Source organism: Streptomyces sp. MS191, from assembly GCF_008042125.1.
GTDB lineage: Bacteria > Actinomycetota > Actinomycetes > Streptomycetales > Streptomycetaceae > Streptomyces.
The window spans coordinates 1,790,114-1,802,673 of sequence record NZ_RDBI01000040.1; the positions used below are offsets into that span (position 1 = coordinate 1,790,114).

The following is a 12,560-nucleotide window of genomic DNA, read 5'->3' on the forward strand; positions in this document are numbered from 1 at the left end:
AAGGCCACGTCCGGGAAGGCCACGTCCGGGAAGGGCGCGCCGGGGTCCGGCGGCGTCGGGGGGCGGCTCGCCGCCCGCGCCGCCGGCGGCGCGATGCGGGTGTTCCTGGTGCTGGTCGGCCTGTTCTGGCTGATGCCGACCGTCGGCCTGCTGCTGTCCTCGCTCCGCGGGCCGTCGGACATCAGCGAGAGCGGCTGGTGGAAGGTGTTCACCGCGCCGGCCCAGCTGACGACGGAGAACTACTCCCACCTGCTGGCCGACGACACCATCACGCGCTCGCTGCTGTCCACGGTCCTGATCACCGTGCCGTCGACGGTCCTCGTCGTGGTCGTCGGCTCGCTGGCCGGATACGCCTTCGCCTGGCTGGAGTTCCCGGGCCGGGACTGGTGCTTCATGATCGTGGTGGGCCTGCTCGTGGTCCCGGTCCAGGTCGCGCTGATCCCGGTCTCGAAGCTGTTCGGGGCCGTCGGCCTCTTCGAGACGACGCTGGGCGTGGTGCTGTTCCACACCGCGTTCGGCCTGCCGTTCGCGATCTTCCTGTTGCGGAACTTCTTCGCGGAGATCCCGCGCGAGCTGCTGGAGGCCGCCCGGCTCGACGGGGCGGGCGAGATCCGGCTGTTCACCCGGGTCGTGATGCCGCTGGGCGGGCCGGCGATCGCCTCGCTCGGCATCTTCCAGTTCCTCTGGGTCTGGAACGACATGCTGGTCGCGCTGATCTTCGCGGACTCCGAGTCGCCGCCGATCACGGTGGCGCTGCAGCAGCAGGTCCGGCAGTTCGGCAACAACATCGACGTGCTGGCACCGGGCGCGTTCGTCTCGATGGTGATCCCGCTGGCGGTCTTCTTCGCCTTCCAGCGTCAGTTCGTGTCGGGGGTGATGGCCGGCGCGGTGAAGTGACCGCCGCCGGCCGGGGCGACCGGGGGCGGGTGCGGACCGGCGCGGTCCGGTGCACACCTCGCCGCCGGGAGCCGGCCGTACGCCGCCCGGCCCCTGTCCGCCCGGCCGCTCAGGGGCGGGCCGTGAGCGCCGCGACCGCGGAGCGCGCCAGGTCGTCCAGGTACCCCTGCGGCAGGTCGCCGCGCACCACCACGAGCCGCCAGTAGAGCGGGCCGACGACCAGGTCGAGCGCGCGGTCGGGGTCGGCTTCCGGGGGCAGTTCGCCCCGCTCGACGGCCTCCCGCACGACCTGGGCGACCACGCCCTGCCGGCCGTCGAGCAGGGCGGCCTTGACGGCCCCGGCGATCTCCGGCTGCCGGGCCGCCTCGACCAGCAGGTCCGGGATGACCTGCGAGGCGACGGGGTGGCGCAGGGCGTGTGCCGCGACTTCGAGCAGGGCGCGCACGTCCCCGTACAGGGAACCGGTGGACGGTGCCGGCAGCCCCTCGGCGGCGAGGGCGCCGACGAGGTCGAGGACGAGCGAGAGCTTGGACTTCCAGCGCCGGTAGACGGCGGTCTTGCCGACTCCCGCGCGGCGCGCGATGCCCTCGATGGACATCCGGGCGAAGCCGACCGCGGCCAGCTCCTCGAAGACGGCGGCGCGAATGGCCTCGGTGACGTCCTCCCGGAGCACGGCGGCTCCCGCGGGGGCGCGGCGGGGGGTTCCGGAGGCTGTCGTCATGGACGGGATTCTATCCACCGACCGGCATGCACGTCACGACGATACGGTTGCGTTCCGACGCTCGACCGTCCTAGTCTCCCCGTAGCGACGATACGGCCCCGTCCCGTCGCTCCTGTCGTCACCGTGAAAGCGACCCCGTGACCACCGAGACGCTCACCCCACCCGCCACCGCCACAGCCGGCTCCTTCCCCGCACCGGAGGACCTGCGGGCGCTCGCCCTGCGGCACGGCCTGTCCGTCAGCGGCGCCCGCCCGCCCCTCCCCGTGTACGTCCGGGAGCTCTGGTCGCGGCGCGCCTTCATCACCGCCTTCGCGACCGCCCGCCTGACGGCCCAGTACAGCCAGGCGCGCCTCGGCCAGGTCTGGCAGCTGATGACCCCGCTCCTCAACGCGGCCGTCTACTACCTCGTCTTCGGCGTCCTCATGGACGTCCGCCGGGACATCCCCGACTACGTCCCGTTCCTGATCACGGGCGTCTTCGTCTGGACCTTCACCTCCCAGTCGGTGCTCGCCGGCACCCGCGCCATCAGCGGGAACCTCGGACTGGTCCGGGCCCTGCACTTCCCCCGGGCGAGCCTCCCCGTGGCGCTCGCGCTCCAGCAGCTCCAGCAGCTGGCCTTCTCGCTGTCCGCGCTGGCCGTCATCCTGTGCTGCTTCGGCGAGTTCCCCGCCTGGAGCTGGCTGCTCGCGGCCCCCGCCCTCCTCCTCCAGTCGCTGTTCAACACCGGCCTGGCCCTCGCCCTTGCCCGGCTCGCGGCCCGCACCCCGGACATCGCGCAGCTGATGCCCTTCCTGCTGCGGACCTGGATGTACGTCTCCGGGGTCATGTGGTCCCTCCCCCACCTGGCGGCGAGCGGCCGGATCCCCCAGGGCCTGATCACGGCCCTGGGGGCCAACCCGGCGGGGCTCTACATCGACCTGATGCGCTGCGCCCTGGTCGGCGGCTTCACGGCCGACCGGCTCCCCCCGTACGCCTGGGCGACGGCCGCCGCCTGGGCCGTGGCGACCTTCGCCGGCGGCTTCGTGTACTTCTGGAAGGCAGAGGAGACCTACGGCCGTGGCTGAACGCACCGGACTGTCCCCCCACCCCCGCCCCGCCGGAACAAGCGCGCCCGACGGGGAGCGCACCCCGACGGTCGTGGTCGACGGGGTCCACGTCTCGTACACCGTCCAGGGCGGGCGGCCCGCGAGGGGCGGCGCCACCGCCGCCCTCGGCCGGCTCCTCTCGCGCGGCACCCGGCCCGGCGGGCGCACCGTGCACGCGGTCAGGGGCGTCGGCTTCGCCGCGTACCGTGGCGAGGCGATCGGCCTGATCGGCTCCAACGGCTCCGGCAAGTCCACCCTGCTCAAGGCGGTCGCCGGCCTGCTCCCCGTCGACCGGGGGCAGATCTGGACCCAGGGCCGGCCGGCCCTCCTCGGCGTCAACGCGGCCCTGATGGGCGACCTGACGGGCGAGCGGAACGTGATCCTCGGCGGCCTCGCGATGGGCATGACCCGGGCGGAGATCGACGCCCGCTACGACGACATCGTGGAGTTCTCCGGGATCAACGAGAAGGACGACGCCGTCTCCCGGCCCATGCGGACGTACTCCTCGGGCATGGGCGCCCGGCTGCGGTTCTCCATCGCGGCGGCGAAGAGCCACGACGTGCTCCTGATCGACGAGGCGCTGTCGACCGGGGACGCCGCCTTCCGCCGTCGCAGCCGGGAGCGGATCGACGAGCTGCGCGCCGAGGCGGGAACCGTCTTCCTCGTCAGCCACTCGCATTCCACCATCACCGAGACCTGCGACCGGGCGCTGTGGCTGGAGGCGGGCACGCTGCGCCGGGACGGACCGGCCGCGGAGGTCGTCGCGGAGTACGAGGAGTTCACCGGGAAGGCCGGACAAAAGAGAGGGAAATAGCCCAATACGGAATAGAGTGCGGGTCGATGACGACGCATGGACACCGCACTCCGCCCCCCTCGCCCGATGCCGGCCCGGGCCACGGTGCCGCCCCGGAACCCGGTGACGGCACCGCGCCCTCGCGGCCGTCACCGGGCGGCACGCCGCTGCCCGCCTGCCCGCCGGCGCTCACCGCCTCGCCGTTCGAGTCGGACACCTTCACCGCGGCCACCTTCGTCCGCGTCGGCCGCGGCCCGCTCCTCGCGCTCGGCGCGGTCTGGCTCCTCACCCGGGCCGGCATGCTGCTGCTCCTGCTGCGCGACAGCCTGGGCATCGGGGGCGTGGGCCGGGAGGTCTCCGTCCTCTACCAGTACTGGTACGGCCAGTTCGCCCACGGCACCTTCCCGGTGAACGACGTGACCTGGCAGTACCCGCCGGGCGCCGGCCTGGTCATCGTCTCCCCGGCCGTACTGCCCTGGCTCACCTACTTCCAGGCGTTCGTCGCCCTCACCCTGCTCGCCGACGCGGTCGTGACCGCCGCCCTCGCGCGCGCCGACAGCCGCCGCGTCACGCACGGCGCCTGGATCTGGGTCTGCGGACTGCCGCTGCTCCTGCATCTTCCGCTCGCCCGGTACGACGTCCAGGTCACCGCCCTCGCCGTGCTCTCCCTGCTCGCCCTCACCGCCCGCTCGGCCACCGCGCACCGCCTCGGCGGGGCACTGGCCGGGATCGGCGCCCTGGTGAAGGTGTGGCCGGCCCTCGCCCTGATCGGCACGCCGCGGGGCCGCACCACCCGGGACGCCTGGGTCGCCGCCGGCGTCACCGCGGCCGCCCTGCTGGCGACCCTCGCCCTCTGCTTCTCGAACTCCTTCGACTTCCTGCGCCAGCAGGGCAGCAGGGGCGTCCAGATCGAGTCCCTGGGCGGCACGGCGCTGGCCCTGTCCCAGGCGACCGGGCTGTGGCCGGGCCAGGTGCAGTACCGCTACGGCGCCTTCGAGTACGTCGGCCCGTACGTGTCCAGCGTGGGGCGGATCGCGCTGCTGCTCACCGTCGTGGCCTTCGGCTGGCTGCTGATCTGGCGGCTCCGGGCCGTGCGGTGGACCGCCGCCACCCCCCTCGACGCGGCCCTCGCCGCCGTCCTGCTGTTCACCGTCACCAGCCGGGTGATCAGCCCCCAGTACATGATCTGGCTGCTGGGCCTGGCGGCCGTCTGCCTGACCTCGCGGGCGACCGTGATGCGGCCGGTGGCCCTGCTCCTGCTGCCGGCCGCGGCGCTGAGCTCGCTCGCGTACCCGATCCTCTACCAGGACCTGCTGACCGGGTCCTGGCCGGGCGTGGCGGTGGTCGCGCTCCGCAACGCGACGCTGTTCGCGGCGGCGCTCCTGGCCGCCCGGCGCCTGTGGACCTCGACCGTGGCCGACCCGTCGTGAGGGGTGCCGTACGACGACGAAGGGCCCCGCCGGTCACCCGGCGGGGCCCTTCGTCGTCAGGTCAGCTGCGCGCCCGCAGCAGCTGGCGCATCGTGCGCATGGCCACCGAGAGGTTCGCCAGGTCGAACGTCTCCGAGCCCTGGATCTCCTCCAGCGTCGTGCGCGCCCGGCCCAGGAGCGCCGCGTTCGTCTCCTCCCAGCCCTTGTAGCGCTCCTCCGGCGTCGAGGACCCGTTGCCCGCGGCGAGCACGTCGGCCGTCAGGGCGGCGTGCGCGGCGAACAGGTCCTCGCGGATGGAGGCACGGGCCATCGTCTGCCACCGGTCGGTGCGCGGCAGCTCGATGATCCGGTCCATCAGCTGGGTGATCCGCAGCCGGTCGGCCAGGTCGTAGTAGACCTCGGCGACCGCCAGCGGGTCCTTGTCCGTACGGTCCGCGATCGCGACGACGTCGAGGATCGGGAAGGCCGAGGAGAATCCGGCGACCCGCAGGGCGAGCATCTCCGGAACGCCCAGTTCGGTCAGCTCGGTCAGGATCCCCTGGTACCACTCCAGGTCCGCGCCGCGCAGCAGCTGCGGCAGCTCGGTCCAGACCTGCTCCACGCGCTCGGCGAAGAAGTCGATCGTCTCCTGGAGCTGGAGCGGCTGCGGCCGGTTGCCGAGCAGCCAGCGCGTGCCGCGCTCGACCAGCCGGCGGGAGTGCAGTCGCATCCGGGTCTGCACCTCGGCCGGGACCTGGTTGTCCAGTGCCTCGACCGCGTCCCAGACCTCGCCGAGCCGGAAGACGGCGCGGGCGGCGGTCTGCGCGCGCACGATCTCCTCGATCGACGCGCCCGTCTCCTCGCGGAGACGGTGCAGGAAGGTCGAGCCACCGGAGTTGACGGTGTCGTTGACCAGGACGGTCGTGACGATCTCGCGGCGCAGCGGGTGGTTGTCGACCGCCTCCGTGAACTTCTCGCGCAGCTGCGCCGGGAAGTACGCGTGCAGCAGGCCGAGCAGGTACGGGTCGTCCGGCAGGTCGGTGGCGATCAGCTCGTCGGCCACCGTGATCTTGGTGTACGCGAGCAGGACCGCGATCTCCGGCTGGCTCAGGCCCTTGCCGTTGTTGAGCAGGTCGCGGATCTGCCGGTCGTTGGGCAGGAACTCGAGCGAGCGGTCCAGGGCGCCGTCGCGGCCGAGCCGGCGCATGAAGCGCTGGTGGGCGTGGAGCAGGGACGGCGACTGGGCGACCGCGTTGGCCAGGGCCACGTTCTGCGCGTAGTTGTTGCGCAGGACGAGCCCGCCGACCTCGTCGGTCATCTCGGCGAGGATCCGGTTGCGCTGCTTGACGGTCATGTCGCCTTCGGTGACGAGCCCGTTGAGCAGGATCTTGATGTTCACCTCGTGGTCGGAGGTGTCCACGCCGGCGCTGTTGTCGATGGCGTCGGTGTTGACCTTGCCGCCCTCGCCGTCGGGACCGCCCTTGCGGGCGAACTCGATGCGGCCGAGCTGGGTCAGACCGAGGTTGCCGCCCTCGCCGACGACCTTGACGCGCAGGTTCTCGCCGTTGACGCGGATGGCGTCGTTCGCCTTGTCGCCGACGTCCGTCTGAGACTCGGTCGACGCCTTGACGTACGTGCCGATGCCGCCGTTCCACAGCAGGTCGACCGGCGCGTGGAGGATCGCCTGCATCAGCTCGGCCGGGGTCATCTTGACGACGCCGGGCTCGATGCCCAGGACCGCGCGCATCTGCGCGTTGACCGGGATCGACTTGGCGCTGCGCGGGTGGATGCCGCCGCCCGCGGAGAGCAGCTCGGTGTCGTAGTCGGCCCAGGAGCTGCGGGGCAGCTCGAAGAGGCGGCGGCGCTCGGCGTAGGAGACGGCCGCGTCCGGGTTCGGGTCGATGAAGATGTGGCGGTGGTCGAAGGCCGCGATCAGCCGGATGTGCTCGGAGAGCAGCATGCCGTTGCCGAAGACGTCGCCGGACATGTCGCCGACGCCGACGACCGTGAAGTCCTCGGTCTGGGTGTCGTGGCCCAGCTCGCGGAAGTGGCGCTTGACGGACTCCCACGCGCCGCGGGCGGTGATGCCCATGCCCTTGTGGTCGTAGCCGGCCGAGCCGCCGGAGGCGAAGGCGTCGCCGAGCCAGAAGCCGTAGTCGACGGCGACGGCGTTGGCGATGTCGGAGAAGGTCGCGGTGCCCTTGTCGGCGGCGACGACGAGGTAGGTGTCGTCCTCGTCGTGGCGCACGACGTCGAGCGGGGGAACGACCTCGCCGGCGACCAGGTTGTCGGTGATGTCGAGCAGCGCCGAGATGAAGGTCTTGTAGGAGGCGATGCCCTCGGCCAGCCAGGCGTCGCGGTCCACGGCCGGGTCCGGCAGCTGCTTGGCGACGAAGCCGCCCTTGGCGCCGACGGGCACGATGACGGTGTTCTTCACCATCTGCGCCTTGACCAGGCCGAGGATCTCCGTGCGGAAGTCCTCACGCCGGTCGGACCAGCGCAGACCGCCTCGCGCGACCTTGCCGAAGCGCAGGTGGACGCCCTCGACGCGCGGCGAGTAGACCCAGATCTCGAAGGCCGGGCGCGGCGCGGGGAGGTCCGGGATGGCCTGCGGGTCGAACTTCATCGACACGTAGGAGTGCGGGGTGCCGTCGGCCGTGCGCTGGAAGAAGTTCGTCCGCAGCGTGGCCTTGATGACGGTGAGGAAGGACCGCAGGATGCGGTCCTCGTCCAGGCTCGCGACCTGGTCGAGGGCGCCGTCCAGCTCCTCCAGCAGTCCGTCGATCAGCTCGGTGCCGGCGCGCTGGCGCTCCGGGGACATCCGGGCCTCGAAGAGGGAGACGAGCAGCCGGGTGGTGTGGACGTTGTTGCGGAGGGTGTCCTCCATGTAGTCCTGGCTGAACGTCGAGCCGGCCTGGCGCAGGTACTTGGCGTAGGCGCGCAGCACCATCGCCTCGCGCCAGTCGAGTCCGGCGGAGAGCACCAGCGAGTTGAAGCCGTCGTTCTCGGCCTCGCCGGTCCAGGTGGCGGAGAAGGCCTCCTGGAAGCGCTCGCGGGCGTCGTCGGCGAGGTAGTCGCCGCCGTTGGCCGTCGTGGCGGGCATCCGCAGACCGAAGTCGTAGATCCAGGCGTGCGTACGGTCGGCGCAGCGCAGTTCGTACGGGCGCTCGTCGACGACCTCGACGCCGAGCCGGCTGAGGACCGGCAGGACGGCGGACAGGGAGACCTGGTCGCCGGTCTTGTAGATCTTGAAGCGGCGCTCGCCGGGGCCGGTGGCGACCGGCTCGTACAGCGAGAGCGCGAACTCGTCGCCGGTGCGGGACAGCTGCTCCAGGTGGACCAGGTCGGCGACCGCGGCGCGCGGCGAGTGGTCGGCCTTGTAGCCCTCGGGGAAGGCGTTGCCGTAGCGGCGCAGCAGCTCGGCGGCGCGCTCCTCGCCGCACTCGGCGGTGAGGGCCTCGCCGAAGCCGTCGGCCCAGGAGCGGGCGGCCTCGACGAGCCGGGCCTCGATGCGCTCCTTGTCGGCGTCGGAGAGCTGCGGCAGCTCGGTGCCGGGCTCGACGCGGACGACGAAGTGGAGCCGGGACAGGATCGACTCGGTGTTCCAGGCCGTGAAGTCGACGCTGGTGCCGCTCAGCTCCTCCTTGAGGATGTCGATGATCCTCAGCCGGACGCCGGTGGTGTAGCGGTCGCGCGGCAGGTAGACGAGGGCGGAGTAGTAGCGGCCGTACTCGTCCTGACGCAGGTAGAGCCGCAGCCGGCGGCGTTCCTGCAGGTAGAGGACCGAGGTGACGATCGAGCGGAGCTCGTCGACGGGGGTCTGGAAGAGCTCGTCGCGCGGGTAGGTCTCCAGGATCTGGAGCAGGTCGCGGCCGTCGTGGCTGTTCGGCGAGAAGCCGGCGCCCTCCAGGACCTCCTGGACCTTGCGGCTCACGACCGGCACGCGGCGGACGGACTCCGTGTACGCGGCGGAGGAGAACAGGCCGAGGAAGCGGCGCTCGCCGATGACGTTGCCCTCGGCGTCGAACTTCTTCACGCCCACGTAGTCGAGGTACGAGGGGCGGTGCACGGTGGCGCGGCTGTTGGCCTTGGTGAGGATCAGCAGCTTGTGCTCGCGGGCCTTGGCGCGGGCGTCGTCGGGCAGCCGGCTGAAGGACGAGGAGACGGGCGCGTGGTGGCCGTCGTGCTCGCCGCCGTGCTGCGGGTCGGAGCGCAGGATGCCGAGGCCGGTGCCGGGGACGGCCGCCAGGGCGTCGCCGTTGACGAGCTCGTACTCGCGGTAGCCGAGGAAGGTGAAGTGGTCGGCGGCGAGCCAGCGCAGCAGCTCGCGGGCCTCCTCGACCTCGGTCGGGCGCAGGTCGGACGCGACGGGCTCGTCGGGCAGGCCGTCGGCGATGCGGAGCGCGGCCTCGCGCATCTTGTCCCAGTCCTCGACCGTCTCGCGGACGTCCGAGAGCACGCGCAGCAGGTCGGCGGTGATCTGCTTGAGGTCGGCGCGGTCGGTCTCGCGGTCGATCTCGACGTGGATCCAGGACTCGTTCAGCGCGTCGTGCGGCAGCTCGGCGGCGGCCCCGGCGGTCAGCACCTCGATGAGCTTGCCGGTGAGGTCGCGGCGGACGAGGACCTGCGGGTGGATCACGACGTGGATGCCGCGGCCGTGACGTGAGAGCTCGTTGGTGACGGAGTCCACGAGGAACGGCATGTCGTCGGTGACGACCTCGACGACGGAGTGGCTGGAGGTCCAGCCGTTCTCCTCGACCGTCGGGGTGTGCACGCGGACGTTCGCGGTGCCCTGGGGGCGGTTCTCCGCGAGCCGGTAGTGGGAGAGCGCGGCACCGAAGACGTCCACCGGGTCACGGTCGGTGAGGTCCTCGGGCGCCGTGTGCAGGTAGTAGCGCTGGAGGTAGTCGAGCAGGGTGTCGCGGTCGGGCCGCTTCCCGTTCTCGGGCCCCGTCGGAAGTCGCCCCCCGGCCGGGCTGTTCTCAGCTACCCGGGCGGCCCTCGCGAGCAGCTCGGCCTTGGCTTCGTCCAGCTTGGTCTGCATGTCCTCTGGCTCCTGTCGCGCGCCATTGCGTGACGTCGGTGGAAGAAAGGACACAACGCCACGACGCGGTGTTACCGGTCGGAGACGACGTTATGCCGCGATGAGAGATGTCCGAGCCGATATCGGCCAATCTCGGCGAGGCGCCCGGACGGCGAAGAACAGCGAACGCCTTGTCGGCCCGGCCGCCGGAGCGGGTCGGGCGAAGGCCGGGGGCTTCGCTGCCCCCAGGGCGTATCGCGCTGATCACGGGAAAAGCCTATCGCCTGCCACCCCCGGGCCGTCATGGTCCGTATGTGTACAAAAGAGGGGGTGGAAGTTTGACGTTATGGACAGCGACACATGTCCTCTTGGCAAAGCAGGGCGGCGCGGGGAGTGTGTACCGCGGGGCACCACCGACATCTGGGATCTGGGAGTCGTGATGGCGAAGATCTTGATCGTGACCGGGGACGCGGCCGAATCACTGGAGGTCATGTACCCCTACCAGCGGCTTCTGGAGGAGGGGTACGAGGTCCACATCGCCGCCCCCGCGCGCAAGCAGCTGCGGTTCGTGGTGCACGACTTCGAGCCGGGCTTCGACACCTACACCGAGAAGCCGGGGTACACCTGGCCCGCCGATCTGGCGTTCGACGAGGTGGATCCGGGCGACTACGTGGCCGTGGTGATCCCCGGCGGCCGGGCCCCGGAGTACCTGCGCAACGACCCGGAGCTCCGCAAGATCCTCAAGTCCTTCTTCGACGCGGACAAGCCGGTGGCCCAGATCTGCCACGGTCCGCTCCTGACGGCGGCGATCGGCGGTCTGGAGGGCCGCCGCGTGACGGCGTACCCGGCCCTGGAGCTCGACATGCAGGCCGCGGGCGCCACCTTCCAGGACACCGACGCGGTCGTCGACGGCCAGCTGGTCTCCTCCCGCGCCTGGCCGGATCACCCCACCTGGATGCGCGAGTTCCTCAAGGTCCTGCGCGCCCGGGGCTGAGCACCGGCGGACCTGCGGGGGCCGCGGGCCCGTCCGGGACTCCCCTGGACGCGACCGCGGCCCGGCGACCCTTCTGCGGGACGGCCCTCAGGCCAGCTCCTCGGCGACGGCCACGGCCTCCGTCAGCGAGTCCACCACCGGCACCCCCACCGCCTCCAGGCTGGCGCGGCTGTGCGACCCCCCGGTGTACAGGACCGCCTTCGCGCCGACGTGCGCCGCCGCCCGGGCGTCGTCCGCCGCGTCGCCGATGACGACGACCCGCTCCGCGGGCACGCCGCCCAGCGCCGCCAGGTGCCGCACCATGTGCGCCGCCTTGCCCTCGGTCGAGGAGCCGACGCGCCCGTCCACCCGGACGAACCGCGCCTCGATCCCGTGCCGGCGCACCAGCGGGACCAGCTCCACGTGCGGGGCGAGCGAGAGCAGCGACTGCGTGAGTCCGGACTCCTGCCGGGCGGCCAGCAGCTCCGCCGCGCCGGCCGTCAGGCCGCACCCCTCGGCCCGCGCCCAGTAGTGCCGATGGAAGACGCCGTCCATCAGCTCCCACTCGGCGTCCGTCGGCAGCCGCCCCATCAGGCGCTCGTAGAACAGCGGCACCGGCACCGTGTACAGGTCGCGGTAGCGCGCGAGCGTGATCGGCTCCAGGCCCAGCTCGGCGAAGGCGGCGTTCGTCGCGCCGATGACCGCGTGGATGTCGTCGAGCAGGGTCCCGTTCCAGTCCCAGACCAGATGCTTGCCGTGCCTCGTTCCGTGCTTCCCCATGGCACGACGGTACCGGCAGCCTCCGACAGGGGTTCCCTGCCGGGCGGGCCGGACCGCTCCCGCCGGCCGGGGCGGGGCGGGCGTCAGCCCAGCAGGCCGGGGATCTCCTGGATCCCGAACCAGAGCAGTTCGTGGTCCTCGGCCCCGTCCACCGTGAACTGGGCGTCGTCGTCCCCCTGGTCCGCCGCGCCCAGCGCGTCCGCCGCCGCCGAGACGTCGGCCTCCGCGTCGTCCGCGTCGGCGTGCACGGCCGCGGCCTTGGCCAGCGCGACCGCGCCGGCGATGCGGACCTCGCCGAGCGAGCTCGCGTCGAGGCCCCGGTCGGGATCGACGGCCGCGTCCTTGTCCGGCACGTCGACGGCGACGACGATCCGGCGCCGCGCGGCCGCGGGGTCGCCGGCGAGCAGTCGCAGCGAGGCGGCGGCGGCGCGGCTGAGCGCCGCGTACTCCAGCTCCTCGATGTCGTCGGAGACGTACCACTCGCGCAGGGCCGGCGTGACGGCGAACGCGGTCAGCGGGCCGGGGCCCAGCTCGCCCGCCTTGTGCGCCTGTGCGAGACCGGGGAGGGTCAGGGGGACGTACACGCGCATGGCTGGCCGCTTTCGTAGTCGGAAACGCCCTCAGGATACGTGCGGAGTCCCCCTTCGGGGCTTCCGGGCCGCCCCCTCGCCGGTCCACCCCACGCATGCCCCGGCCCCGTGCGCGCAGGCCGCGCGGCGCCCTCGCTCACCCTGATAGGTGAACCCGGCGGAGGGCCACCCGGCCGTCCCCGGCGCCTTGCGACGGCTCCGGGCACCCCCGTACAAGATCCCCAACAGAAGTTACCGCCCGGTAGTCAGCCGGGTGCGAGGGAACGGGATCGCCCATGCAGACCTCCGT

General features: G+C 72.3%; 9 protein-coding genes. 5 read left to right on the forward strand and 4 right to left on the reverse strand.

The features are described from left to right. Window positions 1–93: 93 nt before the first annotated feature. A complete protein-coding gene (locus tag EAO71_RS15215) occupies window positions 94–897 on the forward strand; it encodes a carbohydrate ABC transporter permease (protein WP_261992237.1) in 804 nt (267 codons plus the stop codon). Between the two features lie 109 nt (window positions 898–1,006). Here the strand turns inward: EAO71_RS15215 and EAO71_RS15220 are convergent, their stop codons facing one another. After that, window positions 1,007–1,618: a TetR/AcrR family transcriptional regulator gene (locus tag EAO71_RS15220; protein ID WP_147978217.1), complete on the reverse strand. Its 612-nt coding sequence runs from the start codon at window positions 1,616–1,618 to the stop codon at window positions 1,007–1,009. Window positions 1,619–1,755: 137 nt separating this feature from the next. On the opposite strand from EAO71_RS15220, the gene EAO71_RS15225 reads away from it, so the two are divergent. Genes EAO71_RS15225 through EAO71_RS15235 form a run of 3 tightly spaced genes read left to right on the forward strand, consistent with a single transcriptional unit; the run spans window position 1,756 to window position 4,926 of the window. Then, on the forward strand, window positions 1,756–2,682 hold the full coding sequence (locus tag EAO71_RS15225) for an ABC transporter permease (protein WP_147978218.1): 927 nt from the start codon (window positions 1,756–1,758) through the stop codon (window positions 2,680–2,682). A 10-nt stretch (window positions 2,683–2,692) separates the two neighbouring features. Further along, the gene (locus EAO71_RS15230) at window positions 2,693–3,517 is read left to right on the forward strand and encodes an ABC transporter ATP-binding protein (RefSeq protein WP_147979311.1); all 825 of its coding nucleotides are present in this window, start codon (window positions 2,693–2,695) and stop codon (window positions 3,515–3,517) included. A gap of 26 nt (window positions 3,518–3,543) precedes the next feature. After that, a complete protein-coding gene (locus EAO71_RS15235; RefSeq protein ID WP_261992145.1) occupies window positions 3,544–4,926 on the forward strand; it encodes a glycosyltransferase family 87 protein in 1,383 nt (460 codons plus the stop codon). Window positions 4,927–4,987: 61 nt separating this feature from the next. Here the strand turns inward: EAO71_RS15235 and EAO71_RS15240 are convergent, their stop codons facing one another. Then, on the reverse strand, window positions 4,988–9,949 hold the full coding sequence (locus EAO71_RS15240; RefSeq protein WP_147978219.1) for an NAD-glutamate dehydrogenase: 4,962 nt from the start codon (window positions 9,947–9,949) through the stop codon (window positions 4,988–4,990). Between the two features lie 415 nt (window positions 9,950–10,364). On the opposite strand from EAO71_RS15240, the gene EAO71_RS15245 reads away from it, so the two are divergent. Continuing rightward, window positions 10,365–10,922, forward strand: a complete 558-nt coding sequence (locus EAO71_RS15245; protein WP_147978220.1) for a DJ-1/PfpI family protein — start codon at window positions 10,365–10,367, stop codon at window positions 10,920–10,922. 87 nt (window positions 10,923–11,009) lie between these two features. Here EAO71_RS15245 and EAO71_RS15250 read toward each other — a convergent pair whose 3' ends face one another. Both EAO71_RS15250 and EAO71_RS15255 read right to left on the reverse strand, forming a co-directional pair. Beyond that, window positions 11,010–11,681, reverse strand: a complete 672-nt coding sequence (locus EAO71_RS15250) for an HAD family hydrolase (RefSeq protein ID WP_147978221.1) — start codon at window positions 11,679–11,681, stop codon at window positions 11,010–11,012. Between the two features lie 83 nt (window positions 11,682–11,764). Beyond that, on the reverse strand, window positions 11,765–12,271 hold the full coding sequence (locus EAO71_RS15255) for a DUF6912 family protein (protein WP_147978222.1): 507 nt from the start codon (window positions 12,269–12,271) through the stop codon (window positions 11,765–11,767). Between the last annotated feature and the right edge of the window lie 289 nt (window positions 12,272–12,560).